Raw genomic sequence first — 26,340 nt, 5'->3', positions numbered from 1 at the left:
GCCGTCCGTCGCACGCGACGACCGGTGACGTCCGCTCGCGTCCTCGCCGAGTCGTATCGCCCCTCGTTTTTACCCCTCGGCCGCGAACCACGGGTATGAGTACGCTGGACGGAGTGAACGTCGCTCTCGGGGTCTCCGGTTCCATCGCGGCGGTGAAGACCGTCGAACTGGCCCACGAGTTGCGACGGCAGGGCGCGTCGGTGAAAGCCGTGATGTCGGGAAGTGCGACCGGCATCATCCACCCGTGGTCGCTCCAGTACGCGACCGACAACGACGTCGTGACCGAGATCACGGGCCGTGTCGAGCACGTCGAGTTCTGCGGTCGCGACGGCTGGGCCGACGTGTTGCTCGTCGCCCCGGCGACCGCCAACACCGTTGGGAAGATGGCCGCGGCCGTCGACGACACGCCCGTGACGACCTGCGCGACGACGGCGCTCGGGGCAGGTGTACCGGTCGTCGTCGCGCCCGCGATGCACGAACCGATGTACGACCACCCCGGGGTGCTCGACGCCATCGAGCGCGTCAAATCGTGGGACGTCGAGTTCGTCGACCCGCGCATCGAGGAGGGGAAGGCGAAGATCGCCACCGAGGAGGCCATCGTCCTCGCCACCGCCCGTGCGGTCGGTGAGCGACCGCTGGCCGGCCGACACGTCGTCGTCACGAGCGGCGCGACGAGCGAGCGCATCGACCCGGTCCGGACGCTGACCAACCGCGCGTCGGGTCGGACCGGTCGAGCCGTCGCCAAGGCGTGTTACGTCCGCGGCGCGGACGTGACGCTCGTCCACGACGGCCCCGACGTCCCGTACGCCACCGTCGCTGGCGTCGAGAGCGCCGCCGACATGACCGCCTCGGTCCTCGACGCCGTCGAGTCGGGCGCTGACGCGCTCGTCTCCGCGGCGGCCATCTCCGACTACACCGTCGACGCCAGCGAGTCGAAGCTCCGCTCGGGGCGGGACCTGACGCTCGACCTGGCGGCGACCCCGAAGCTCATCGACACGGTCCGAGAGGCACACCCCGACCTCCCCATCGTCGGGTTCAAACTCGAGACGGGCGGGGACGACGAGGACCTGGCCCGCGTCGCCCGGAAGACCCTGGAGCGGGTCGACCTCGCGTTCGTCGTCGCCAACGACGCCGGCGTCCTCGGCAGCGACGAGACGCGGACGCTGTTCGTCCGGGAGGACTCGGCCACCGAGTTCCGTGGCGACAAGACGGGGCTGGGACTGCGCGTCGCCGACGAACTCGTGACCGAACTGGAGGAGTGAGGCGAGAGCTAGGCTGGTGAGAAGGGCCGGCGACCTCAGTCGTCGCTCGGTTCGGGGTCGGCGTCGGCGGGTTCGTCCGGGCGCGACTGACCGCCTGGCCACGTCGCGCCGTCGGCGAACTCGACGCCCATCTTCTGGGCGGACCGCGAGATCATGTGTGCGCCCGTCGGGGCCGTCAGGAACAGGAAGACGATACCGACGAGCGCCGTCAGCCCCTCTCCGAGCACGCCGAAGTACGCGACGTTCGCGAGGAACATGCTCGCCGCCCCGAGCGTCGTCGCCTTCGAGGTGGCGTGCATCCGGTTGTAGACGTCGGGCAGTCGGAGCAGACCGACGGTGCCAATCAGCAGGAAGAACGTCCCGACGAGGACGAACACGGCGACGAACGCGGACCGAATCGGCCCGGCGGCCAGCGGTGCGAGCGACTGGCCCGCGAGGGCAGCACCGAGCGCGGTGGTGAGTGCGAGCGTCATTCGATGATGTCCCCCTCGGTGACGTAGCGTGCGACGGCGACGGTGCTGATGAACCCGATGATGGCGAGCACGAGGCTCACGTCGACGAACAGACCTTGACCGGTGACGAGCGCGAACAGCAACGCGATAGCGACGACGTTCGTCCCGATGACGTCGAGGGCGACGACGCGGTCGGGCGTCGTCGGTCCGCGGACGACCCGGTAGCCGGCGGCGAGCGTCACGAGACTGGCGACGACCAGTCCGCCGACGACGAGCAGACCGAGCGTCCCCGAGACGGGTTCACTGACCACTGGTCTCACCTCCCTCAGCGGGTGGCGCGTCGTCGGGCGACCGCTGCTCGTCGAAGATGACGAGCGCGAGGTCCTCCCACGCGCGAATCGGGTCGATGACCGACTCGTAGTCGCTCTTGCCGGTGATGGCGTGTACGTACAGCGTGTTCGTCGTTTCGTCGTAGTCCATGGTGAGGGTCCCCGGTGTGAGGGTGATGGAGTTCGCGATGGTCGTGATGGCGATGTCGCTCTCGACGCGCAGTGGCACCGCGACCACGTCCGGGTCGATGGGCATCGACGGCGAGAGGACGCGGTAGGCCACGTCGAGGTTCGCGGTCAACAGTTCCCGCAGGAACAACAGGACGTAGAGCAGCGCCGACGGGACGATGCTGAGCGTCCGGGCGACGTTCGTGTCCTCGGTGTAGATGCCGCGGGTCGCCCACGCGATGGGGAAGCCGACGGCGACGCCGACGAGCAGCGCGCCGACGAGCGCTTCGAGCGTGTGGAGCGGCGTGTCCGCGGCGCTGAAGCCGTTGACGAACAGCCACAGCACCGCGAGCAGCGCGCCGACGACGGGCCACTTCTTCATTGGCTACCTCCGAGCACGGCGTCGACGTACCCCTGTGTTTCGGTCGCGCTCCGCGCCGCCTCGTACGAGAGGTCGTACAGCGGGCCGAAGCCGACGCCCAGCACGACGATGGCGACGGCGAGCACCGCGGCGACGAGCACGAACGAGCGGTCGACGTGCGCGCCGGCGACGGCGTCACTGGGTGGCCCCCAGAACCCGCGTGCCCACGCCAGCGTGAAGTACGCGATGGTGAGGATGGCACCGAGGAGCGCGACGCCGAGCACCACCCAAGAGCCCGCCCGTGCGCCCACGTCGAAGACGAGGAACTTCCCGAAGAAGCCCGACAGCGGCGGGATGCCGATGAGCGCGAGCGCACCGATGAAGAACGACCCCGCGAGTGCGGGGTTGCGTTCGGAGACGCCGCCGAGCGCGTCGAAGCGCACCGTCCCGAGCGTCCGGGAGAGCGCCCCGCTGACGAAAAAGAGGAGACTCTTCGCCAGGCCGTGGTTGACCGAGTACACCAGTGCGGCGGTGATACCGAGCGTGACGATGCCGTCGCCGGGAATCGCCGTCCCCGCAGCGGGCACCGCGGAGGCGGCCACCGCCAGCGGGAGGACGATGAACCCGACCTGCCCGATACTGGAGTACGCGAGCAACCCGTCGAGGTCCTCGCGGCCGACGGCACCGAGACCGCCGACGACGATGGAGCCGATGGCCATCAGCAGGAACACCGGCCCGAAGAACGCGAGGAACGTCGCGTTGTCGCCGAACGGTCCCGGTGGGAGCGTCGCCACCGCGAAGACGGTGAAGTACAGGCGGACGATGGCGTAGATACCGACCTTCTTGACGACGCCCGCGAGCATCGCGGCGACCGGGGCCGGAGCCGCACGGTAGGCGTCGGGCACCCAGAACTGGAACGGGACGATACCCGCTTTCAGCGCGAAGACGGCGAAAAGCATCGCCGAGAGACCGAGGACGGGCGTCGTCTGCGAGGCGGGCGCTGCGGCGAGGTACTCTGCCATGTCGGCCATGTTGAGCGTGCCGGTCGTCGCGTAGAGGCCGCCGATGGAGAGCAACATCACCGCACTGCCAAGCAGGTTGAGGAACGCGTAGTGGAGCGCCGCCCGCGTCTCGTCGGGGCCGCTGTAGAAGACGACGAGCACGTAGCTCGACATCAACATCACCTCGAACCAGACGAACAGGTTGAAGATGTCGCCGGTGAGGAACGACCCCGTGACACCCACGACCATCAGGTGGTACAGCGGGTGGTAGGAGAGCCGCTGGCCGACCGCAGGGATACCCCGTACCGAGAAGACGAGCGCCGCCAGCGAGACGACGGCCGTCAGACCGAGCATCAACACGGAGAGGTCGTCGGCGACCAGCGTGATACCGAAGGGGGCGTCCCAGTTCGACAGTTCGTACACCAGATAGCCGTCGCCGTCGGCCTTGACCGCACGGACGAGCGCCGCGACTGCGACGAGGTAGACGACGCCGCCGGCGACGCTCACCGCCTGCTGGACGCGACGGGCCGAACGCAACGGCAGCGTCGCGACGGCGGTGAACAGCGCCACCAACAGCGGCGCGACGACGAGGTCAGTCATCGCCCACCCCCGCAGTCCCGGCCGACGAGTCAGTTCCGGATTGACTGCCGCCGTCGGCGGTCGTCACCGCTTCCGGGTCGGCCTCCGGGCCGTCCATCGTCGAGCCGGTGTTCGCCGAGACGCCCGTCTCGGGTGGGTTCTCGCCGAGTTCGGCGAGGTCGATGGTGCCGTGCTCCTCGTACACCCGGTAGGTGAGCACGAGCGCGAACGCCGTCGTCCCGAAGCCGATGACGATGGCCGTCAGGACGAGCGCCTGAACGAGCGGGTTCGCGACGGTCGCGGGGTCGGCTGCCTCCCCGTGACCCAGGATGGGGACGCTCCCGGCGAGTCCACCCATCGTCACGAGGTACATGTTCGTCGCCTGGGAGATGATGGTGATACCCCAGACGACCCGGACGACGTCGCGCCGGAGGACGAGGAACGTCCCGATGGCGAACAGCAAGCCGAGGACGACGGCGAGGACGAACTGCGTGTTCGGTTCGGACTGCTGGAGCGCGAGCGCAGCGGCGAGTGCGCTCATTCGCGCCCCACCACCGCGAGGATGGTCAGTAGTGCACCGACCACGACGAAGTAGACACCGAGGTCGAAGAACAGTGCGGTCGGAATCTCGATTTCGTGGTACACGGGTACGTGGTAGACGAAGACGACGCCTTGCGTGAGGAACTCGAACTGCCCGTCGTCGAGCAGTTCGCCGAGGACGATGGAGCCGACCCCCGCCGAGGCGGCGAGCGCCAGCCCGAACGTGAACGTGCGGCCGTACTCGCCGATGGCGCCGCCGAGGAAGCCGTCCTCCTCGACGTGCAACAGGCTCCGCTGGAGGAACTCCCGGCCGAAGACGATGTAGACGAGCGCGAACGCCGTCACCGTCAGCACGCCGGCGATGAAGCCGCCGCCGGGGAGGTTGTGACCCTGCAACAGCAACGCGACGGCCGTCAGCAGGATGATGGGGACGACGACGCGGACGACGGTCCGGGCGATGACCGTGGTGTCGGTCTCGGAACTCACACGTCCTCACCTCGGTTGCGCATGCCGACGAGCGTCAACACGGCGAGGGCCGCCATCGCGACGACCGTGATCTCACCCAGCGTGTCGAACGCCCGGAAGTCGACGAGGATGACGTTGACGATGTTGCCACCGCCACCCGCGTCGATGAGGACCGGGTCGTGTTCGCCCGGAATCGGCGCGTTCTCGACGAAGAACGACGCGATGTTCTGGGAGGGTTGGGCGCTCGTCGTCACCAGCACCGTCAGCGTCACCGTGACGCCGACGACGCCCGCGACGATGGCGTCCGGAATCGCCTCCCGAACCTCGAGGTCGCCGTACCAGGTCGGCAGTTTGTCCAACACGAGCAGGAAGATGAGCAGGACGAGCGTCTCGATGACCAACTGCGTGAGCGCGAGGTCGGGGGCGGACGCCAGCACGTAGAAGATGGCGACCATGAACCCCAGAATCGACAGCGTGAGCACGCCCGCGACGTGGGAGTCGGCGATGCCGACGGCTGCCGCGCCGAACAGTGCGACGAGCAGGATGACGAGCAGCGGAATCCCGCCGACGACGCCGAGCAGTGTCAGGCTGTCCAGACCACCGAACGGTGGAATCGGAGTGCCCGCGACCAGGTAGCCACCGAGTGCGAGCGCACAGACCGCCAGCAGCGTCGAGGCCGCGTACGTCCGGAACATACGCGTCTGGACGTAGGCGGGGACGAACCCGCTCGCCCGTTCGAGTGCGGCCAGTCCGCCGTCGTAGTAGGCGTTCGGACTGGTGTAGGGGAACCGCCGCGCCCGGCCGATGGCTCCGTGGAGGCGGTCGTAGAACGGGAACAGCGCCGCCCCGAGGACGATGGTGACCAGCGACATCAGCGCGTACGGCGTCACCTCCGTCGGGATGGGCCACGGGACGGTGAACGAGTGGGCGTCGCCCGGCGCGACGCCCTCGTAGGCCAACCCCGCGACGTACTCGATGGCGAGGTTCGGGACGAGGCTGATGACGACGACGGCGAGCCCCAACACGGCGGCGGGGGCGACCATCGCCAGCGGCGGCGAGTGGACCTCACCCAGTCCGTCCGGGCGGTCGCCGTAGAACAGCGAGAGGAACTTGATGGAGTAGAGGAACGTGAACACGCTCCCGAAGACGGCGACGGCGGGGACGAGGTACCACAGACCGCCGAAGTGCGCGCCGGTCTCCCAGGCCGCTTCGAACAGCAACTCCTTCGAGAAGAACCCGTTGAACGGCGGGATGCCGGCCATCGAGAGACACGCGACGGTGGCGATAGCGGCGGTGATGGGCAGGTCGTCTCGCAGTCCCGACAGCGACCCGATGTCGCGGGTGCCGGCTTCGTGCGCGACGATGCCGGCGACGAGGAACAGCGCCGCCTTGAACGACGCGTGGTTGAGGATGTGGAACGCGCCGGCCTCCCCGCCGTAGCTGACGGCGAAGCCGAAGCCGGCGACGATGAGACCGAGGTGAGACGCCGTCGAGTACGCCAGTAGCTCCTTGATGTCCGTCGCGCTCACCGCGAGCATCGCGGCGACGGTCATCGTCAGCAGGCCGAGGCCGACCAGCAGCGGCGTCCACACCTCCGCGATGTACACCTCCTCGGGGACGAACAGCGGTCGGAACCGACCGACGAGATAGACGCCGGCTTTCACCATCGTCGCGCTGTGGAGGAACGCGCTGACGGGCGTCGGTGCTTCCATCGCGTTCGGCAGCCAGATGTGGAACGGCACCTGCGCGGACTTCGTGGCCGCACCGAGGGCGACGAGCGCGACGACGGGCAGGAGGAGACCCTGCGCGGAGAGCTCCTCGCGGACCATCTCGGCGTTCGTGATGATTCCCTGCGAGGCCCCGCTGTCGAACAGCGCGAACGACCCGGTGACGTCGTGGAGGAACAGGAAGCCCACGAGCATGAACAGGCCGCCGGCGACGGTGATGAGCATCGACTTGCGCGAGGCGTAGATGGACGACGCCTCCCGCTGGTAGTGGCCGATGAGCAGGAACGACGAGACGCTCGTCAGTTCCCAGAAGACGAACAGCGCGACGAGGTCCGCCGCGAGCGCGACCCCGAGCATCGCGCCCATGAACACCAACAGCGTGGTGTAGTACTTGTCCTGTCCCGGTTCGCCGTGCATGTACCCCCCGGAGTAGGTGAACACGAGGACACCCACCCCCGAGGCGAGCAGGGCGACGAGGAAGGCCAGACCGTCCATGTACAGCACGAGGTTGACGCCGAGTTGCGGAATCCACTCGACGCTCACCGTGCCGTGGGTGCCGTACTGCGTGAGTACGAGGGCGAGGCAGGCCGTCGCGACAGCGGCCGCGAAGTAGGCCGTGCGCTCGCCGAGCACCCGGTAGACGAGTGGTGTCAGCGCCGCGCCGACGAACGGGAGCGCCAGCACGGCGAAGAGAACCGCCGGTTCGGGTTGCACACCGTGAGAGCGGAGCGACGCGCGCTTAATAGTTTTCAAGTCTCCGCGCATTGCTCCCCGTTCATCCAAGCACTTACCGTGGCTCGCACCGTAACTGGACGTTCATACAGTAAAATCGGAGAGTCGCTGGAGGTCGTCCGAAATAATGGTGGTCCGGAGGGGGTGGTAACAGAACGGGACTCGGCCGAACGAGGCCGTCCAGGCCACACCGGTCGTCGACTGCCGCTGCGGACACGGGCCGACGTCGACTCTCGGTCGGGCTAACGGCCGATTACCGGTGTCGAACGTGTCGTTGCTCCGGGCTAAGCTCCGATTGAGTGCTGTGGACCCGTTCGGCGACGGGGCAACGCGCCGGCTAACCAAGCCACTCCACGTGGAGCGCTCTCCATGGCTATCGACAGACCCGGTGACGTCGCGGTACTCGCTCAGTTGCTGCTCCTCGGGCTGGCGGTCGTCTTGCTCCTCGTGGGGACCGTCGCGATGAGTCTCGCCTGAACGCACGGCCGACGAGCGGTGGTGTGACACACCGAGACGTGACGGACCAGGGAGGTGCCCGACGAGTAGTGTGAGGTGCCCCCACGGTCGCGACGGACCACCGCTGTTATACCACCGCGCTGTAAACGGGCGACATGGACTTGCTCGCGCAGTCACTCCGTGAGGCTCCCATCATCGAGAAGGGAGACTACGAGTACTTCGTTCACCCCATCAGCGACGGCGTCCCGATGCTCGACCCGAAGCTCCTCCGAGAGATCACCATCGGCATCATCCGGAAGGCCGAACTGGAGGGTGTCGACAAGATCGTCACCCCCGCGGCGATGGGCATCCACATCTCCACCGCGGTCTCGCTGATGACCGACATCCCGCTGGTCGTCATCCGCAAGCGCCAGTACGGCCTCGACGGCGAGGTCAGCCTCGCGCAGGTCACCGGCTACTCCGAGAACGAGATGTACATGAACGACGTCTACGAGGGCGACCGCGTCCTCCTGCTCGACGACGTGCTCTCGACGGGCGGTACCCTGCGTGCCATCCGCGAGGCGCTCGAAGAGACCGGTGCCGACGTCGCCGACATCGTCGCCGTCATCAAGAAGACCGGCGGCGACAACGAGATGGAAGACTACGACGTGAAGACGCTCATCAACGTCGACGTCGTCGACGGCGAGGTCGTCATCACCGACGAGCAGGGCGACGGGTAGGCGAACCGACCACTCCGGAATCCGAGAGGGAGCAACGCTGAGGGGTTAATGCGGGTTTTTCTGCGCGGCGGCCCTACCGTCGAGCGTCATGACGAACGCGCTGTTCGTAGTCAGCGAAGAGGGGTACTGGGCCGAGGAGTGTATCGAACCGCTTACGACGCTCACCGACGCGGGCGTCGAGGTGACGGTGGCGACGCCCTCGGGGAGTCCACCGGTCGTCGACGAGCGGTCGCTGGACCCCGACAGCACGGGGAGCGAGGAGGAGTCCGAGCGACTCCGCGAGGTCCACGAGAACGACGAGCGACTGAACGACCCCGACCCGCTCGCGACCGTGAGCGCCGACGACTACGACGCCGTCCTCTTCCCGGGGGGGCACGGCACCGAGTGGGACGTCAACCAGGACGTCCACGCCCGGCAACTGCTCGCCGACGCCGTCGCGGGCGACGAGGGGAAGGCGCTCGTCGTCTGTCACGCCGTCGGCATCCTCGCGTTCACGTGGAGCGAGGACGGGGACCGACTCGTCGAGGGCCGGGACGTCACCGGCTTCCCCAACGAGTGGGAGGCGGACATCGTCGACGAAAACGACGTGATGCCCGACGGCCGGAAACTACCCTACTGGGTCGAGGACGAGGTGAAGGCGGCCGGCGGGAACTGGGACGCCGAACTCGACCGCGACGAGAGCGTCACTGTCGACGGCGACCTCGTGACGGCCCGTGGGCCGGGGTCCTCGACCGCCGCGGCCGAGACGCTGCTGGAGGAACTGGGAATCGAAGTACCGGCGCGCACCTGAGACAGCCCCGCGAGAGAACGGAGCGCCCGGCGACTCAGTTGTAGAACGGGATGCCGCGGTCGGCGTCACAGGAGTTCGGCCCGGTCGGAGCCAGAATCGCCGTGTACTGGTTCGGCTCCAACTCCTGCTCGTCGGCGTACTGGTCGGTGTGGGGAATCACGCCGTAGGGGAGCAGGTCGACGAGCGACCCCGGCGACGCCCGCTCGGGGACGAAGTTCGGGGGCCGGGGGCCGAACTCGGCGACGATCTCGTAGCCGTACTCGCCGTTCAGCATGTTCCTGACGTACGTCTTCTGTGGCGCGCCGTTGCGGTAGTACGTCCCGTCTTTCAGGTACAGCAGGTCGCGGTACGTTATCTCGACGTACTCGGGACAGGCGACGTGGCTCTCCCTGTTCTCGTAGCGGTGGTTGACGTCTATCGAGTGGGGCACCGCCGTGTCCTGCATGTGGACGCGGTACAGTTCGAGGGTGTCACCGTCCTCGGCGTTCTCGTCGAGCCAGTCCACGGCCTCGTCGCGGGGCATGGTCGCGTAGCCGACGACCCCGACGGCGGCGTAGACGCTCGTCGACAGCAGCAACAGGACGGTGAGTGCGACGCCGGCGCGGGGCGCGTCGCGCAGGAGTCGGTTCAGCCCCAGCGCGACCAGCACCGCCAGCAGCGGGAACGTCGGTAGCAGGTGGTGGACGCGGAAGTCGTGCCACTGGGAGAACAGCAGGACGTACGTCCCGAGCGCGACGAGCACGAGCGCGATGTAACTCGACTCCTCGCGGTTCGTCGCGAGCTGGTAGACGCCACCGACGACGCCCGCACAGGACGCGAGGAACAGCGGGAGGCTCATGCCGGAGAAGTACCCCCGCAGGAACCACCACCAGATGGGGGCGTCGGGGCCGGTCGCCCAGTCCGCCCGCTCTCCCGACCCCTCGAAGAACCGCGTGAGAATCTGGTCGGTGCCGCCGACGAGGAACGTCGGGAAGCCCAGCAGGATGACCGCGAGACCGAACAGCGCGCCCGCGACGAGCAGCGTCGGCTGGACCAGCGCGTCCCGCCAGTCGTCGGCCTCGCGCGCCCGGAGCAGCCACGCCGCCCCCACGGCGACGATGACGGGGAACGCCGTCAGTTTGAACGCGATGGCCGCCCCGCCCGCCGCGCTGGCGGCGTAGAACCGCCGGTCCGACCCGGTCCGGACGTATCCGAGCAGCAGGTACAGCGCGAGCAGGACGAAGAACATCGCGGGCATGTCCTCGCCGCCCTCGTGACTGATGGTGAGAAAGCCCCACGTCACCGTCAGCAGGACGGCCGCGAGTCGGCCCGTCGCTCGGTCGCGGATCTCCGTCCCGATGCGGTAGGTGAGGTAGACCGACCCGACGGCGAACAGGACGGTGAACAGGCGGGCGATGGAGACGACGGTCAGCCAGACCCACTCGGGCGTGGCGTGCCACGCCTCGTAGGTGCCGAACGCGCTGAACGGCCACCGCGGGTCGGCGAAGGTGTCGAAGATGTCCATCTGGCCCGTGAGTGCGGCGACGACGACGACCGGCACCAGCGCCAGCGCGTACAGGTAGAACGTCGCGCCGAACGGGACCCGGCCCCACTCGATTCCCGCCTGCAACGAGGCGATAGACGGGTCGGACTGGAAGACGCCGAACGCGACCATCGGGTCGAGGATGCGGTCCATCTCGTCGCGCGTCGCGAAGTTCGGCGCGAGGTGCCAGAACCAGAACGCACCGAGGACGAACGCCAGCACGAGGATGTACCCGAGGTACGGGTCGGCGTCGACGTCCGAACGGACCCGGTCGCGAACCCGACCGAGCGGGGAGAGCAGTCGCCGCATACTCACCCGCTCAGCCGAGTGTGGCAAAAGTCTCGTGATTCGGTGACGGTGGTCGCACGAGGGGGCTCCGCTCGCCGGGTCACTCCATGTACCCCAGTTGTTTCAGGCGGTCTGCCACCTCGTCGCCGTCGCCGACGCCCTCTCGCTGGCGGAACGACAGCGGGTCGCGCTCGCTCCACTCGGGGGCGTCCGCGAAGACGTCGAGGACCTCCCCGCGCATGTCGGTCGGCACGTCGCTCCCCATCCCCGCCAGCACCGTCGGCGCGATGTCGAGGATGGAGATGTCGTCGAGTTCACCGGTCGCAGCGACGTTCGGTCCCGCGGCGACGAAGATGCCGTGGGGCGTGTTCTCGGCGGCCCAGCGGTCGGGGGCGGTCGTCACCTCGCCGCCGCCGACGCCGTCGTTGACGTGGACGCCGGGGCGCATGTCGACGACGACCTCCGGGCCCTCGTCGACGAACGGGCCGTGGTAGACGTCCTCTCCGCGGTGGACGGCGGTGAACAGCGGTCCGTCGGCGTCCGAGACCGCTTCGAGGTCGGCGACGAGTTCCTCGCGGACCGCCTCGACGTCGTATCGCGGGTTGATGTAGATGGGTCCCTGGCCGCTGGCGACGGCCTTCGTGTTCGGCAGGTCGATGGCCTCCAGCTTCCGCCCGCGTTTGAGCCCCGCGCTCTGGGGGACGAGTTGCTGGAGACGCTGGGGGACGACCGCCGCGAGCGTGTCGACGATGCCGGCGCGCTTGGCGAGCTTCAGCGCGTTCTCGCGGGTCAGCCCCAGCGGCTTGAGGTAGTCCTCGACGGTGCGCTCGCGGGCCTGATAGCCGTTCTCGGCGAGCCACTCGTTGACGTAGAACTCCGTCGTGGTGGGGGCCGCGCCGTGGTCGGACATGAGCACGAGCGTCGTGTCCTCCAGTTCGCGCAGTTCGCCGAGGCGCTCGTCGACGAGTTGCCACGCCCGGTACACCGGTTCGTCGTCCCAGAAGAAGTGATGCAGGACGTTGAGGTAGAACAGCGTCACGTGCATGAAGTCGAGTTCGTCGCGCTCGAACAGGTCGAGGGCGACGTCGAACCGCGAGTCCATCACGTCGAGGATGGCGTCGACCTCCGCGCCGCGCTCCTCGTTCGAGGAGAGCAGCGGGTTCGGGTGGACCTCGTAGTCGAACTCGCGTTCGAGGTAGTCGGCGAGGTCCGCGGGCGAGGTGTACCCCGAGTCGATGGAGCGGTACTCACCGGAGACGGCGTCGGGGCCGCCACAGACCACGGGGCCGTCCAGGTCGCGGGGCGGGTACATCGTCGGCATGTTGACGACGCCCGTCGTCATCCCGTCGTCGTTGAGGTAGTCCCACAGTTCGACGGTCCGGAAGTCGCCGCCGTTGGCGACCGTTATCTCCTCGTTCTCCAGGTCGACGTGTTCGAACCAGAACACGCCGAAGCCGCCGGGGTCCTTCCCCGAGGAGTAGCACTTCCAGTTGGGGAACGTCACGGGCGGGAGACAGCTCCGGTGGGCGGCCCACGCGCCGGACTCGCGGAGGGCGGCGAGGTTCGGCAGGTCGCCGGCGTCGAGCCACGGGTCGAGCAGTCGCCAGCTCGCGCCGTCGAGACCGACGACGAACGTCCGAGTCATACCGATGCGAGCCGAGGGCGGCGGAAATACTTTCTCCTCTACTCGGGCGCGAGCGCCGAGAGGTCCAGCCTGAGCGAGGGGTACCAGCCCGCCAGCGCCGGCAGGTAGACGCTCAGGAACCGGTCGATGAACACGACCGGGACGACGACCTCGGCGGGCACCCCCAGCGCGACGAACACCGCCGTCGCCGTCGCCTCCGTCACGCCGATGCCGCCGGGCGTCAGCGGGAGCAGCGTCACGCTGTACGCCGCGAGCAGGTACAGCGGCAGGAGGAGCGCCGGTTCGAACCCGGTCCCGAGCGCGTCGAACAACAGCCAGACGCGAAGCCCCGGCGTCAGCACCATCGCCACCAGCCAGCCCAGCGCGTACAGCGAGACGGTCCGTGGGGCCGTCGAGAGCGTCCGGAACGCGTCCGCGGAGGCGTCGGTGAAGTCGGGGAGCGACCGGACCATCCCGGCGAGGCGCGTCCCGACACGCGGGAGTCGGTCGAACAGACCCGCGACGCCCGCCAGGAACCGGTCGAGCGCGGTGAGGTTCGACCCGACCATCAGCACGAACGCGCCGGCCGCGAAGTACAGCACCGTCGAGAGCGCGAGCAAGAGGAGGACGCCGGTCGGGAACTCGCCGAGACCGGCGACGACGCCGACCGCCGAGACGACGCCGTACAGCACGGCGTACAGCCCCGTGTGGACCCCCGCGACGGCGACGCTGTCCCCGCCGCTCAGACCCGCCTCTGTGCGGACGACGACGGGGGCCGCCGCCCGCCCCGACAGCCGCGAGGGGAGCACCTGGTTGATGAAGTTGACGACGAGGTCGGTGCTCGCCGCGGCCCGGAAACTGGCCGAGTCGAGGCGGTTCATCAACACGTGCCACGTGAAGAACCGTCCTGCGAGGCCGACGACCGTGACGGCGAGCAACGCCGCGAGCGTCACGGGCGGGACGTCGGTCAGGACCCCCACGAGTCGGTCGGAGTCGAGTTGCTGGAGGAGCCACGCGACGGCGAGGAGGCCGATGCCGTACCGGAGGACGAACCCGAGGACACGCTTCAGTCGGTCGTCGACCACGCTACTCGGCCTCGCCGTCGGGGCCGGTGTCGACGGTCGGTCCCGTCCCGTACGGCGGTGTCCCCACCGCGTCGGCGACGACCTCTCGGGCGGTGACGAACTCGAACGGTTCTGCGAGGATGCGCTCGACGGCCCGACGCATCCACGTCCCGGTCCGGACGTACACGCGCTTCGGAACCCCGTCCACGTCGGGGAGGTCCGCCAGTTCCCACGGGTGGACGTAGAGGACGGGCGTGATACCCCGGCGCGCGAGCAGGTGCATCCCGGCGACGGTGTAGCGAACGCCGAAGAAGCGGAGCCACGTCCCGGTCAGGGGCAGTCGCAGGCCCGGCATGACCGCGACGGGGAGTTCCGCGAGGTGCGCGGGAGCGTCCGCACGCACGTCGGCCGCCGAACACGGGCGGACCGCGTCGTCCTCCCCGCCGTACCAGCCCGGAATCTTCCGGCAGGCGGCGACGCTCGAATCGTAGGCGTAGCCCGCCGCCGCGAGGTCGGCGAACGTCCCGTCGGGCACGTCGAACGCCGGGGCGCGGAAGCCGTCGACGGACGTGCCCGTGACCGATTCGAGGGTCTCGCGTGAGCGCACGAGTTCTCCGCGGCGCTCGTCGGGGGAGAGGTCCGACAGCAGACGGTGGCTGTGGGTGTGGGAGGCGACTTCGTGGCCCGCGTCGGCGATGGCCCGAACCGCCTCGGGGTGCTCGTCGGCCACCGAGGAGACGGTGAAGAACGTCGCGTCCGCGTCGTGGGCGGCGAGCGTCTCGCGGAGGAACTGCCCCTGTTCGAGACCGACGGTCTCGTCGGGTGCCGTTCCGGACGCGCCCCGGTAGGCGGGCGTCTGTGCGAACAGTTCGAAGTCGATAGAGAGGACTGCTCGGGGAGTGTCCTCGGGCCGCCCGCCGGGGTCGCTACCGGTCATCGCGGTGTTCTTCGAGGTCGTTCTTCAGCAGGCTGACCTCCTCGTTGAGCCGGGACTGCTGGTCGTACAGCTTCCCGATGCGGTTGAACAGGTAGGTGACGACGACGAACAACACGAGGTTCGAGACGACGAGGATGGCCCGCGCCTGGAGTTCCAGACCGAGGACGGTCGCGACGCTCTGGAAGGCGTTCGGGAGCAGGGCGACGAACACCAGACCGAGACCGACGATGGCCGAGAGGACGAACAGCGCGATGTCCTCGCGCCCGCGACGGACGATGTAGTAGCCGTTGAACAGCAGTCCCAGCCCGATGACGAGCGTGACGAGGTTGACGACGGTGTACTCTGCCATTAGCGGAAGATGAGGACGCGGAGGATGACGTCGGCCATGCGCGCGGGGTAGAGCACGAACGTGTCGAGCGTGAACTGCGAGGCCCCCTCGTCGCGCACGGGCATCTCGACGGACACCTCCGTGATTCGGTGGTTCGACCGCGCCGCGTCGAGCGTCTGTTCGACCGCCCAGTGCTTGTCGGAGTGGTGGAGGATGGTCTCTAGCTTGGAGGTCCGATACACGCGAAAGCCGCTCGTCACGTCGGTGATGTCGATGCCGCCGAGACTGTTCACGACGCGCGTGAAAAAGCGGATGCCGACGTTGCGGACCTGCGAGTACTCCTCGTGGCTGTCGTTGAGGTAGCGACTGCCGATGACCATGTCGTGGTCCTCGGCTTCGGCGAGCAGTTTCGGGATGTACTCCGGGTCGTGTTGGCCGTCGGCGTCGATCTGGACGACGAAGTCGTAGTCGTTTCGGATGGCGTAGCGATAGCCCGTCCGGACCGCGCCGCCGACACCCGTGTTGATGACGTGTTCGACGACGCTCGCGCCGTGACGGCGGGCGACGCTCGCGGTGTCGTCGCTTGACCCGTCGTCGACGACGACCACGTGGTCGACGTGGGCCAGCGCGCCATCGACGACGGTCCCGATGGTCGTGGCTTCGTTGTACGCGGGGATGACGGCGACGGTACGCACGAGTTGTCGAACGGCGGCCGCCTCACTTAGACGTGTCGTTGTTTCGACGACGATTCGGGCCGCTCGACCCGCGAGACCGCCACAGGGTCGGCCGTCGGCGTCGCCACCGCCAGCGTCCACCACCGGACGAACTGGGTGCACTCGTACAGCGGTGCGACCCGCGCGCTCCACGGCGCGGTCGAGATGCTCAGCGGCATCAGCGGCGAGCCGAGGCGCTCGAACGCCACCGTCTCGAACCCACCCTCGTCGAGCAGGTCGCGGAGTTCGTCCACCGACAGGTGGCCGTACTCGTCGGTGTCCTCACCCAGCGCCCCCAGTCGGAACGCGACGGCCTTCGTCAGTCGCCGGTACAGCCCCGGTGTCCCCTCCAGTACGACGAACCGACCGTCGGGTGCGAGGACGCGTCGCGCCTCGGCGACGATGGCCGCGCGGTCGGCCTCGGGGACGTGGTGGAGGAAGCGCCGTCCGACGACGGTGTCGAACGAGTCGTCCGCGAACGGCAACCGTCGGGCGTCGGCGGTCGTCGCGTCGATGCCGACCACGTCGACGCAGTTCTCGTGGAACGCCTCGACGCCCACGTCGGCGTCGGGGTGGGCGTGGCGTCCGAACGCGAGTTCCAGCGTGCGGCCATCGCGACGTGTGTACCGGCGGATGAGCGCGTCGTGGCGGTCGTAGACGGCAGCGAGCAACGGATGCTCGCTCACCTCCCGTGGCCGCTCGGCGATGGCACCGTCGAGGATCTCGCTGTCGACCATGGAGGTTCGACTTCACCACGGAAGGAATACGTTGTGGCTGCACACTACCAGTTCGAAAACTATCACGTTCGCGTGACCGTCCACACTGCGCGACGCCCGGACTCGACGCGGCGCTCCGCACCGATGTTCGCAGTACGACAGCGGGAGGGGGATTCGAACTACAGTCGCTCACTGGCGTTCGCCCCCTGTTTCTGCTCTACTCGGACTGCCGCTCCGGACTCACGACGTCCTCACGGCGCGATGAAACGCACCGTTCGGGGTGTGAGTCTGAGAGAAGTAGCGGGAGGTAGATTTGAACGACGCCTGTTCGCTTCGCTCACAGTCTCGTTCGAACTACTCGGACTATTTCACTCCTCACCGGACTCGTCGCCTCGCTCCTCGCCGTTGTTCGCAGTAAAATAGCGGGAGGTAGATTTGAACTACCGATCTCCGGGTTATGAGCCCGGCGGAATCTCCTGGCTATCCCATCCCGCTACTACCTCGTACCCGAGCCTGCTAGGTAAGGGTTGTGATTCCACCGCCGCCGCGTCACGCGATACCGCGGTGCGGTGACGTGGTTCTCAGCTGTCCGCTTCCGAGGCGACCTGCCACGTCACGAGGCTCTCCAGCACGTAGTTGATGAGCATCGACACGCCGATGGCGATGGGCAGGGGGATGAGGTCCCAGAGGTTCACGCCGAACAGCGGGAGCGTGATGGCGACGGTCCCCAGCGTCCGGACCACGAGGAACTGGACGGCGACGCCGCCGCTGCGGACGAGGTTCGACTTCAGCAGTCTGCCAAGCGTCGGCAGGACGCCGGCGTCGCCCTCGTCGGCGAACGTCCAGTGTTCGTTGATGAAGAACATGATGACGATGGCGACCTCCGCGCCGGCGACCTTCGCCACCTCGCCGGCGACGCCGAACTGGAGGATGAGGAGCGTCGACACCGTCAGGTCGAACACCGCACCGACCGCTCCGACGGAGACGAACTTGCTGAAGCGGACCCCCGAGAGCAGCGCGTCGACGCGGCCCGTGCTCATCGTGGCTCCCTGTCGACGAGCGCCGGCGTCGTCGCCGGGAACGCGCCGTGGAACCGGTGGTCCTGGAGGCGGAGCGCGCGGTGGCGAGCCACCACCAACGCCCGGCCCATCTCGACGGCCGCGTCGATTGGGTCGACCGTCGAGTTGGGTTGGTCACACCACGTCACCGGTACCTCGACGAGGTCGTACCCCAGCGCCTCGCTCACGGCGACGAACTCGACGTCCCAGGCGAACCCGGGTTCGTAGATGTGAGTGCGGACGGCGGCCCACGCCTCGGCCGTGATGGCCTTCGCGCCACACTGGAAGTCGTAGATGTCGACGTCGAGCAGTCGCCCGGCGACCCACGCGAACGCGTCGCCCATCCGACGACGGGCGCGGGTCTGGTGGCTCAACACCGTCGCGTCGGGGTGACGGCGAGAGCCGATGGCGACGGTCGAGGTCCCCTCGACGAGTGGTGCGAGCACGTCCGCGACGCTCTCGACGGGGGTCGCGCCGTCTGCGTCGACGAACGCGAGGATATCGGTCTCGAGGTGTTCGAACCCCGCCGTGATGGCCGCACCCTTCCCCCGGCGGTGGGACACCGCGCCGACGCTCACCGGGAGGTCGCCGAGCGCCCGCCTGGTCTCGGGGTCGGCGGCGTCCAGTTCGATACGGATCTCCGTCGGGGCCAAGCGCTCGTCGAGCGCGTGGACGTACGCCGAGAGCTGCTCGACGTTCGGCCGGTAGGCAGGGACGACGACACCGACGGACGGCATACGAAGACTACTTCAGCGGGACTCGTAAAAGGGTTCGGATATTCGAATTCCGACAGGTCGCTCGGTCGGTGACAAAAGAGGTTTACACGCTCCTGCCCGCCCACCGGTATGGAAGTCGGTCTCGTTCTCCGGTGGCTGGTGGCGTTTCTCGCCCTCTACGCCGTCGGCCTCCCCATCGTCGCCGCGTTGACCCCGTCGCTGTCCGACCGCGGTGCCGGCGTCGCCATCCCCGCGACGCTGCTCGTCTCGGGGTTCGTCGCGTGGGTCGTCGGCCACGTCGCGTTCGGGTGGCCTGCCATCGCCGTCGGCGTCGTCGTCCTGCTCGCCGCCTCCGCACTCGCGGTCCACTCCGGGGCGCGCCCGGACCCCCGCGTCGCCGTCGAGACGGCACTCGTGTTCGTCCTCGCGTTCCTGTTTCTGGTCGCGGTTCGGGCGGTCGATCCGGCCATCCACGCCACCGCGGGCGAGAAGTTCCTCGACTACTCGCTGGTGAAGGCGCTGTTGCGTGCCGACCGCCTCCCGCCGCTCGACCCGTGGTTCGCCGGCGAGCGCGTCCAGTACTACTACGGCGGGCACATGCTCGCCGCGATGCTGACGAAGGCGACGTTCACCGCCCCGCGCTACGCGTACAACCTCGCGCTCGCGGGGTTCTACGCGATGCTCGTCACCGCGGGTTACGGCCTCGCGGGGTCGCTGGCCGACCGCCTCCCGGCCTCGCGGACCACGGCCGCGACGTTCGGCGCGCTGTTCGTCGGCGTCGCCAGCAACCTCGCGACGCCGATTCGCGTCCTGTACAACGCACTGCCCGACGCCGTCGTCGGTGCGCTCGCCGCCCTCCTCGGAACGACCCCCGACGCGTGGGGCGGGTCGATGACCGCCCCCCTCTCGAAGTTCACCTACTGGGGGGCGAGTCGGGTCATCCCGGGGACCATCAACGAGTTCCCGCTGTTCGCGTTCCTCAACGGCGACCTCCACGCGCACATGATGAGCACGCCGTTCATGCTGCTGGCGGTGACGCTCTCGCTCTCGTACTACCGAACGCCCGAGGCGACGCTGTGGCGACGCCGGGGCCTGCTCTCGCTCGTCGCCGTCGACGCCGCGCTCGTCGCCGTTGTCAACACGTGGTCGTTCCCGACCGTCCTCGGCGTCGCGTGGCTGGCGGTCACCTTCGCGCCGAGCGACCCGCTGACGCTCCTGTCGAGCCGGTTCGGGGGTCGCGAGGCCTCCCCGCTCTCTCGGGGGACATGTCAACGGCTGCGACGGTCGCTCCCGTCGTGGGCCCGCACCGAACTGCGCTGGACCGGCGGCGCGCTCCTCGTCACCGGCGTTCTGGCCGTGCTCGCGGTGGCAGGGTCCGCGATGTTCTGGTCGGGCACCGCCAGCGGTCGGTCGGTCGAACTCGTCGAGAACCGGAGCTCGCTGTGGGGGCTGTTCGTCGTCCACGGCGGCTTCCTCCTCGTGTTCGTCCCGTTCCTCGTCGGTCGTGCACGCGACGTCGTCGACCTCGACGCCTCACGCCTCGCCGCCGTGCTCCTCGGCTGGCTCGCGCTCGCGCTTCTGACGTGGGGGGCCGGGGTCGCCGTGCTCGGCCTGCTCGTCCCGCTGGGCGCGGGGGCGTGGCTCCTGCTCCGGGCGCGTCGCGCCGCCGACCTCGACACCAGCTTCGTGACGGTGCTCGTCCTCGCCGCTGCGGGCGTGGTCCTGCTCGTCGACCTCGTGTACCTCAAGGAGGAGGCCGGTCCCGGTCGGATGAACACGGTGTTCAAGACGTACGCGCAGGTGTGGGTACTCTGGGCACCCGCCGCAGGGGCGGCGCTGGCGGGGCTCGTCGCCCGGGCGACGCCTGCCCCGTCGCTCGCCTCGTTCGCCAGCGCGGACCGCGCCATGCTCGACCGGGTGCGACCCGCGACGGTGCTCGCCGTCCTGCTGGTCGTCAGCACGTCCATCTACGGCGGGTTGGCGATGGCCGACCACTTCACCGCGGAACCGGGGTACTACGACCCGGACGCCCAGGAGCTGTACGTCCCCGAGGAGCCGACGCTCGACGGGACACAGTTCGTCGAGAACTACCACGGCGACGAGGCCGCAGCCATCGTGTGGCTCGACGAGCGACCGGGTCAGGTCACCATCGCCGCCGCCCCGGGCTGGAAGACCTACCAGTGGACCAACCCCGAGTCGAGTCTCACCGGCCACATGTCGGTCGCCGGCTGGGCACACGAAATCGGCTACCGCGGCGAGGAGACCTACCGGGAGCGCGCGAGCGACGCCGCCCGGATGTTCGTGGGGAGTCCCGACGAACGCGCTCGCCTCCTCGCGGAGTACGACGTGGACTACGTCTACGTCGGGCCGAGAGAGCGCGACGAGTTCGGAGCCGACGTCTCCTTCGAGGACGTCCCCGGTGTGCGCGTCGAGGAGCAGTTCCAGGGTGTCACCCTCTACGCGGTGGACCAGTCGCAGTTGCCCGCGACGGGCGAGAACGCGAGCGATAGCTGAACGCGAGCCGAGGAGACACGACCAGAACGTCCGCGCGAACGAGCATCGCGAGCGAGCGCGGTCCACCGTGAGACGCGCCTCGCGCGTCGAACGGCCTTTTTCGTAGAGGGTTTTGCGCCGAGCGGTGTGCCTCCGGCACACCCGAGGCGTAAAACGGTCTTATAGCGTGTAGTCCTCCTCGCCCGTCTCCGTCTCGAGGACGGCGACGAGGAGGTCGATGGCGGCGGCGACGTCGTCGACGTGGGCGCTCTCGGTGACGGTGTGGAGGTAGCGCGTCGGAATCGAGATGGCACCGACGGGTTTCGCGCCGAACGTGTTCTGGAAGCCCGCGGTGTCGGTGCCGCCGGACGGCAGCACCTCCAGTTGGTACGGAATCTCCTCGTCGTCGGCGACCGAGCGCATCCGACGGTTGACCTTCGGGTTCGTCACCACGGAGGAGTCCTTGAGCTTGATGGCAGCGCCGTCGCCGAGTTCGGTGACCTCCTCGCCGTCCTCGGCGTCGGGCACGTCGTTGGCGACGGTGACGTCGAGCGCGACGGCGAGGTCCGGGTCGACGTCGACGCCGAGCGCCTGTGCCCCGCGCAGGCCGATCTCCTCTTGGACTGTGGCACAGAAGTGGATGGTCACGGGCGGGGTCTCGATGCGCCGGGCGGCTTCGAGCATCTGGAAGACGCACACCCGGTCGTCGAGGGACTTCCCGGTGACGAGGTCGCCGACGCGGACGGTCGTCTGGTCCATCGTGACGAGGTCGCCGACGCTGACGCGCTCCTCGACCGCGTCGACGGCCAACCCCATATCGACGTGGACGTCGTGGACGTCCGGTTCGTCGTCGTCGGACCCGCCGTGGGGCGCTGGCGAGCCGATGATGCCCGTCAGGTCGCCACCCTCGGTGTGGACGGTGACGCGCTGGGCGCGCAGCACGCGGGGGTCCCAGCCGCCGAGGGCGTCGAGCTGGAGGAAGCCCTCTTTCGTGACGTTGCGGACCATGAACCCGATCTCGTCCATGTGGGCCGCGACGGCGACCGAGTAGTCGCTCTCGCCCTCCAGCGTCCCGACGACGTTGCCCATCGCGTCGGTGGTGACGCTGTCGGTCGTCTCCTCGAGTTCGCGACGGACGACGTCGCGAACGCGATCCTCGTAGCCGGGGACGCCCCGTTCCTCGGTGAGTTCTCGGAGCAGGTCGAAGTCGAACGTGGTCTCGCTCATACCCGGACGTCGGTGGTTGTCTACATGAGTCATGGGAATTCGACCCGCGGCGGGCTGTCAGCGAGCCTGAGGGAGGAGCAGGAGAGAGGTCCGGTCGGGTGCCGGCAGTCGGGTCAGACCTCGCGCTCGACGACGAACCGGGCGAACGCCGCCAACTGCTCGGCGGGTTCGGGTTCGAGGTCGACCGACGCGAGGTGGTCGAGCGCGCTGTCTGACAGCGAGTGCGCCTGACTGCGAGCGTACTCGACGCTGCCGGTCTCGGTGAGGATGTCGACGACCGCCCGGACCTCCGCGTCGGTGTTCTCCTCGGCCCACAGCAGCTGTTCCATCCGCGCGACGTCCTCGGCGGGAGCGTGCTCGGCGGCGTGGATGGTCATGAGCGTCTTCTTGCCCTCGCGGATGTCGTTGCCCGCGCCCTTCCCGAACTCGCCGCCGGCCTCCATCGCCGTCTCGATGTCGAGAACGTCGTCGGCGATCTGGAACGCGACGCTCATGCGCTCGGCGTAGTCCGCGACGGCGTGTTCGGTCGCGCTGTCCTGGCCCGTGACGATGGCCGCGAGTCGGGCGACGATGCGCCCGAGACAGCCGGTCTTGCAGGCACACATCTCCAGATACGCCGTCTCGGAGACCTCGATGCGTTCGTGGTTGTGCCAGCAGATGTCCATCCCCTGCCCGAGGTGCGTCCGGTTGAGCTCGTCCATCAGCATCTCGTAGGCCGCCAGTCGCGTGTCGGGGGCGAGGTTCCCGGGGTTGCGCGTGATGATCTTCAGCGGCAGGAAGTACATCGCGTTCCCGGCGTTGAGCGCGACGTCGGTGCCGTGGTCGTGGTGGAGCGCCCGTCCCCCGCGGCGCATCTCCGCACCGTCCTCGACGTCGTCGACGATGATGGTGCCGTTGTGGAGTATCTCGGGGATGCAGGCGTAGGGGAGGTACGCTTCGGGGTCCTCGCCGAACGCGTCGACGAACAACAGGAAGAGGACGGCCCGCCAGCGCTTGCCGCCGCGTTCGAGGAGGTCCCAGATGGGGTCGGCGAGCGCCTCCTGAATCGCCGTGGGGTCGTACTCGTAGGTCGGCTCACCGAAGAAGTCGGTGAGGTACGCCTCGTCGACCTCCGGTGGGAGGAGCCGCGCGATCTCCTCGTCGACGACCGGCCGCCACTCGTCGAGTACGTCCCGCATGATACCCGGACGTGGCGGGCCCGTGGCTAAAAGTCTCGCCATTCGAGGATTCACGTGTCCGGAAGGGCTCGGACCTGCTCGGAGCCGACCGCCAGTGTTGGCAGCCCACCGTGCTCGACGCGACCGCGGTCGACTGCCGCCCCCTGCACGCACCTCCCCGTGCTCGCCGCGAACACGGGTCACAACCGTTAGGTGAGGGCGTCACGGACCGCGCGTATGAGCAGAGATAGCTGGATCGGCGTGACGTTCACCAGCCGACGCGGCTGGGACCACCTGGAGACGCTCGTCGACGTCGGCGACCGGATGGCCGGCAGCGAGGGCGAGCGACGGGCCGCGGAAGCTACCCGCGACGCGCTCTCGGACACGGGCGCACGCGACGCCCACCTCGAGGAGTTCGAGATTCAGGGCTGGGAGCGCGGGACGAGCGGAATCGCGGCCGGCGAGGAGACCGTCGCCACCGAGCGGAGCTGGGACTGCCTCGCCCTCCCGCGCTCGCCGGCAGGCGAGGCGAGCGGCGAACTGGTCGACCTCGGCTACGGCCTCCCCGAGGACTTCGAGGCCGACCTCTCGGGAAAGGTCGTCGTCTGCTCCTCGACCGTGCCGGACTACTACGAGCGGTTCATCCACCGCCGCGAGAAGTACTACCGGGCGGTCCAGGCCGGCGCGAGCGCGTTCGTGTTCGAGAACCACGTCGAGGGCTGTCTGGCCCCGACCGGGAGCGTCGGAACCGCCGACTCGCCCATCGGCGACGTGCCCGCCGTCGGCGTCTCCAGCGAGTTGGGGTCGCGCCTCCTGCGGCGGTTCGAGGGCGAGCAGGTGACGGTGAGTGTCGACTGCACCTACGAGACCGCGACCAGTCAGAACGTCCACGCGGTGCTCGGTCCCGACACCGACGAGGAGGTGCTGGTGACGAGCCACGTCGACGCCCACGACATCGCCGAGGGGGCGATGGACAACGGCGCGGGGACGGCGATGGTCGTCGAACTCGCCAGCGCGCTGGCGATGCGCGAAGAGGAACTCGACACCGCAGTGCGGTTCGTCGCGTTCGGGGCCGAGGAGGTCGGTCTCGTCGGCTCGGAGTACGCCGCCGACCGGATGGCCCTCGACGACGTGAAGGCCATCCTCAACTGCGACGGCGTCGTCGGTGGCCGGACGCTCAGCGGGTTCACCCACGGGTTCGACGACCTCGACGCCGTCATCCGGGAGACGGCCGAACGCTTCGACCACCCCGTCAAGACCAACCCCCAACAGGGCCCCCACAGCGACCACTGGCCGTTCGTCCTCGAAGGCGGCGTCCCGTCGGTCCACTTCATGAGCGAGAGCGAGGACCGGGGGCGTGGCTGGGGTCACACCCGAGCGGACACACTCGACAAACTCGACGTCCGGGACCTCCGCGAACAAGCCGTCTTGCTGACCGACCTCACCGTCCGCCTCGCCGACGGGGAGACGACGCTCGCACGGCAGTCGCGCGACGAGATCATCGACGCGCTGGAGCGGGAGGATCAGGCGGCCGGCCTGCGTATCACGGGCGACTTACCGTAGGCTTTTGCCGACCCCACCCGACGAGTCGGGCATGAACGACGAGGGCGCGGAGGTCCGCCCGACGGGCGACGTCCGCTTCGCCGTGGTCGGTGCCGAGGCGGGGGCGCTCGCCACCGCCGACGCCGAGCACGTCCCCGACCCAGCGGACGCCGACGTCCTCGTCGCCGTCGGCGAGACGGGACTCGACGCGGTGGCCGCCGCGACCCCCACCGACACCCCCGTCCTCGCAGTCGACGTCGACGGTCCGCTCTCGGTTTCTCGCGAGCGGGCCGCCGACCTGCTCCCCGCAGTGGCGTCGGGAGCCGTCGAGACGACGCCACAACCGTTGCTCGCCGTCGAGTGTGGAGACGAACGGGCGACGGCGCTAGCCGACGTGACCCTCGTCACCGCCGAACCCGCCCGTATCTCGGAGTTCTCGGTCCGGAGCGACGGTCGACAGGTCGACCGGTTCCGTGCCGACGGGGCCGTCCTCGCGACGCCGCTGGGGAGTCACGGCTACGCCCACGACGCGGGCGGACCGGTGCTCGCGCCCGACGCCGACTCGCTGGTCGCGGTCCCCATCTCGCCGTTCGCCATCGGGGCCGACCGGTGGGTGCTCCCGACTGCACAGACGACGGTTCGGGTCGAACGGGAGGACGCACCCGTCGAGTGGTACGCCGACGCGACGCGGGTGGGGACGGTGACGCCCGACCAGCCGGTTCGCGTTCGCCCGGCCGGCGTCGTCCCGTTCGTGCGCCCGCCGGGGCAGTGATTTTGGAAAGGCTCTAATGGGTGTGTCTCCGGGTGTAGAGTATGGACGCGTTCGCCTCACTGTTCGGTGTGGTCGACACGGTGCTTCGACCGTACATCGGATTCGTCGTACTCGCGCTGGTGCTCGTCAACATGGGTGCCAGAGCGTTCGAGTACCGCTCTATCGTCAGCCAAGCACGTGACGGGGGTGTCGAGGCCGTCTCGCGGAACGCGATTCGCGTCGCGACGAACTTCCTGCTGGTCGTCGCTTCGTTCTACTTCGCCAGCGTCCAGTCCCACGCCGGCACCGTGCTGTCGGTGCTCGTCGTCGGCATGGTCATCACCGACCTGTTCGAGTTCGAGTCCCGACTCGTCGAGATTCGCCAGGAGTTCACCATCGACCGGCCGAAGGCCTCCATCGCCGCGTCGGTGCTCGTGTTGATGTACATCAGCTACCTGACGCTGTTCGACTTCGTCAAGCCGCTCTGGACGCAGGTCGTCTGAACGCGGCCCCGCGGTCCGCAGCGGTCCCCTCCTCTGCTCGTCCTCCGCGCCCCTCCACTCTCTCCACCCACCGCTGCTGCCCTCGCGCTCTCCACCCACTCTCGCTCTCCTCGCTCCTCC

At 68.8% G+C, this 26,340-nt stretch carries 24 protein-coding genes, 1 tRNA gene and 1 pseudogene; 7 read left to right on the top strand and 19 right to left on the bottom strand.

The features are described 5' to 3' along the window. Positions 1–95 precede the first annotated feature (95 nt). Positions 96–1,262, top strand: a complete 1,167-nt coding sequence (coaBC, locus tag M1L36_RS02810) for a bifunctional phosphopantothenoylcysteine decarboxylase/phosphopantothenate--cysteine ligase CoaBC (RefSeq protein WP_250872195.1) — start codon at positions 96–98, stop codon at positions 1,260–1,262. 35 nt (positions 1,263–1,297) lie between these two features. On the opposite strand, the gene mnhG is transcribed toward coaBC, so the two are convergent. The 7 genes and pseudogenes from mnhG to mbhE form a co-directional block, all read right to left on the bottom strand. Then, a complete protein-coding gene (gene mnhG / locus M1L36_RS02805; RefSeq protein ID WP_369694199.1) occupies positions 1,298–1,735 on the bottom strand; it encodes a monovalent cation/H(+) antiporter subunit G in 438 nt (145 codons plus the stop codon). Beyond that, entirely contained in the window at positions 1,732–2,025 is a 294-nt protein-coding gene (locus tag M1L36_RS02800) for an MrpF/PhaF family protein (RefSeq protein WP_250872194.1), read from the bottom strand. The genes mnhG and M1L36_RS02800 overlap by 4 nt, the downstream gene beginning before the upstream one ends. Beyond that, positions 2,015–2,593, bottom strand: a complete 579-nt coding sequence (locus M1L36_RS02795) for a Na+/H+ antiporter subunit E (RefSeq protein ID WP_250872193.1) — start codon at positions 2,591–2,593, stop codon at positions 2,015–2,017. Before M1L36_RS02795 ends, M1L36_RS02800 begins: the two co-directional genes overlap by 11 nt. Next, entirely contained in the window at positions 2,590–4,173 is a 1,584-nt protein-coding gene (locus M1L36_RS02790; RefSeq protein WP_250872192.1) for a complex I subunit 5 family protein, read from the bottom strand. Before M1L36_RS02790 ends, M1L36_RS02795 begins: the two co-directional genes overlap by 4 nt. Before the next feature lie 136 nt (positions 4,174–4,309). Further along, positions 4,310–4,693, bottom strand: a pseudogene (locus M1L36_RS02785) (sodium:proton antiporter); the annotation flags it as partial. After that, complete coding sequence (locus M1L36_RS02780; RefSeq protein WP_250872191.1) at positions 4,690–5,178, bottom strand: MnhB domain-containing protein; 489 nt, start codon at positions 5,176–5,178, stop codon at positions 4,690–4,692. The pseudogene M1L36_RS02785 and the gene M1L36_RS02780, both read right to left, overlap by 4 nt. Beyond that, complete coding sequence (gene mbhE / locus M1L36_RS02775; RefSeq protein WP_250872190.1) at positions 5,175–7,598, bottom strand: hydrogen gas-evolving membrane-bound hydrogenase subunit E; 2,424 nt, start codon at positions 7,596–7,598, stop codon at positions 5,175–5,177. Before mbhE ends, M1L36_RS02780 begins: the two co-directional genes overlap by 4 nt. 629 nt (positions 7,599–8,227) lie before the next feature. On the opposite strand from mbhE, the gene hpt reads away from it, so the two are divergent. Beyond that, positions 8,228–8,791 carry a hypoxanthine/guanine phosphoribosyltransferase gene (hpt, locus tag M1L36_RS02770; protein ID WP_250872189.1) on the top strand — a complete coding sequence of 188 codons (564 nt, stop codon included), beginning with the start codon at positions 8,228–8,230 and terminating at the stop codon, positions 8,789–8,791. An 88-nt stretch (positions 8,792–8,879) separates the two neighbouring features. Further along, positions 8,880–9,581, top strand: coding sequence for a type 1 glutamine amidotransferase domain-containing protein (locus tag M1L36_RS02765; RefSeq protein WP_250872188.1), 702 nt, complete (start codon positions 8,880–8,882; stop codon positions 9,579–9,581). A 34-nt stretch (positions 9,582–9,615) separates the two neighbouring features. Here the strand turns inward: M1L36_RS02765 and M1L36_RS02760 are convergent, their stop codons facing one another. The 10 genes from M1L36_RS02760 to M1L36_RS02715 all read right to left on the bottom strand — a co-directional run bounded on the left by M1L36_RS02760 (position 9,616) and on the right by M1L36_RS02715 (position 18,568). Continuing rightward, positions 9,616–11,412, bottom strand: coding sequence for an ArnT family glycosyltransferase (locus M1L36_RS02760; protein ID WP_250872187.1), 1,797 nt, complete (start codon positions 11,410–11,412; stop codon positions 9,616–9,618). A gap of 79 nt (positions 11,413–11,491) precedes the next feature. Next, entirely contained in the window at positions 11,492–13,036 is a 1,545-nt protein-coding gene (locus M1L36_RS02755) for an alkaline phosphatase family protein (RefSeq protein WP_250872186.1), read from the bottom strand. A 38-nt stretch (positions 13,037–13,074) separates the two neighbouring features. Then, a complete protein-coding gene (locus M1L36_RS02750; protein ID WP_250872185.1) occupies positions 13,075–14,100 on the bottom strand; it encodes a lysylphosphatidylglycerol synthase transmembrane domain-containing protein in 1,026 nt (341 codons plus the stop codon). A gap of 1 nt (position 14,101) precedes the next feature. Then, positions 14,102–15,016, bottom strand: a complete 915-nt coding sequence (locus M1L36_RS02745) for a polysaccharide deacetylase family protein (protein ID WP_250872184.1) — start codon at positions 15,014–15,016, stop codon at positions 14,102–14,104. Next, a complete protein-coding gene (locus tag M1L36_RS02740; protein WP_250872183.1) occupies positions 15,006–15,365 on the bottom strand; it encodes a DUF2304 domain-containing protein in 360 nt (119 codons plus the stop codon). The genes M1L36_RS02745 and M1L36_RS02740 overlap by 11 nt, the downstream gene beginning before the upstream one ends. Then, positions 15,365–16,039, bottom strand: coding sequence for a glycosyltransferase family 2 protein (locus M1L36_RS02735; protein WP_250872182.1), 675 nt, complete (start codon positions 16,037–16,039; stop codon positions 15,365–15,367). Before M1L36_RS02735 ends, M1L36_RS02740 begins: the two co-directional genes overlap by 1 nt. Before the next feature lie 26 nt (positions 16,040–16,065). After that, the gene (locus M1L36_RS02730; protein WP_250872181.1) at positions 16,066–16,794 is read right to left on the bottom strand and encodes a class I SAM-dependent methyltransferase; all 729 of its coding nucleotides are present in this window, start codon (positions 16,792–16,794) and stop codon (positions 16,066–16,068) included. 399 nt (positions 16,795–17,193) lie between these two features. Beyond that, positions 17,194–17,268, bottom strand: a tRNA-Met gene (locus M1L36_RS02725). A gap of 86 nt (positions 17,269–17,354) precedes the next feature. After that, positions 17,355–17,813, bottom strand: a complete 459-nt coding sequence (locus tag M1L36_RS02720) for a GtrA family protein (RefSeq protein WP_250872180.1) — start codon at positions 17,811–17,813, stop codon at positions 17,355–17,357. Then, positions 17,810–18,568, bottom strand: a complete 759-nt coding sequence (locus M1L36_RS02715; RefSeq protein WP_250872179.1) for a glycosyltransferase — start codon at positions 18,566–18,568, stop codon at positions 17,810–17,812. Before M1L36_RS02715 ends, M1L36_RS02720 begins: the two co-directional genes overlap by 4 nt. A 108-nt stretch (positions 18,569–18,676) precedes the next feature. Between M1L36_RS02715 and M1L36_RS02710 the strand changes: the two genes are divergently transcribed. Next, the gene (locus M1L36_RS02710) at positions 18,677–21,061 is read left to right on the top strand and encodes a DUF2298 domain-containing protein (RefSeq protein ID WP_250872178.1); all 2,385 of its coding nucleotides are present in this window, start codon (positions 18,677–18,679) and stop codon (positions 21,059–21,061) included. A gap of 159 nt (positions 21,062–21,220) precedes the next feature. On the opposite strand, the gene M1L36_RS02705 is transcribed toward M1L36_RS02710, so the two are convergent. Together M1L36_RS02705 and M1L36_RS02700 are read right to left on the bottom strand one after the other, a co-directional pair. Beyond that, entirely contained in the window at positions 21,221–22,267 is a 1,047-nt protein-coding gene (locus M1L36_RS02705; RefSeq protein ID WP_250872177.1) for a M42 family metallopeptidase, read from the bottom strand. A gap of 113 nt (positions 22,268–22,380) precedes the next feature. Next, positions 22,381–23,445 carry a polyprenyl synthetase family protein gene (locus M1L36_RS02700; protein WP_250872176.1) on the bottom strand — a complete coding sequence of 355 codons (1,065 nt, stop codon included), beginning with the start codon at positions 23,443–23,445 and terminating at the stop codon, positions 22,381–22,383. 216 nt (positions 23,446–23,661) lie between these two features. Here M1L36_RS02700 and M1L36_RS02695 point away from each other — a divergent pair, with 216 nt between their 5' ends. From M1L36_RS02695 to M1L36_RS02685, 3 genes are read left to right on the top strand one after another with little or no spacing between them, the layout of a single operon-like run. Further along, on the top strand, positions 23,662–24,987 hold the full coding sequence (locus M1L36_RS02695; RefSeq protein ID WP_250872175.1) for a M28 family peptidase: 1,326 nt from the start codon (positions 23,662–23,664) through the stop codon (positions 24,985–24,987). Positions 24,988–25,018: 31 nt separating this feature from the next. Continuing rightward, a complete protein-coding gene (locus tag M1L36_RS02690; protein WP_250872174.1) occupies positions 25,019–25,738 on the top strand; it encodes an NAD(+)/NADH kinase in 720 nt (239 codons plus the stop codon). 41 nt (positions 25,739–25,779) lie between these two features. Next, positions 25,780–26,220, top strand: a complete 441-nt coding sequence (locus M1L36_RS02685) for a DUF7313 family protein (RefSeq protein ID WP_250872173.1) — start codon at positions 25,780–25,782, stop codon at positions 26,218–26,220. Positions 26,221–26,340: the final 120 nt, after the last annotated feature.

Origin of the sequence: Halomarina rubra (genome assembly GCF_023699475.1) — an archaeon.
In the GTDB taxonomy this organism is placed as follows: Archaea; Halobacteriota; Halobacteria; order Halobacteriales; family Haloarculaceae; genus Halomarina; species Halomarina rubra.
This window is presented reverse-complemented; position numbering and strand designations above follow the sequence as displayed.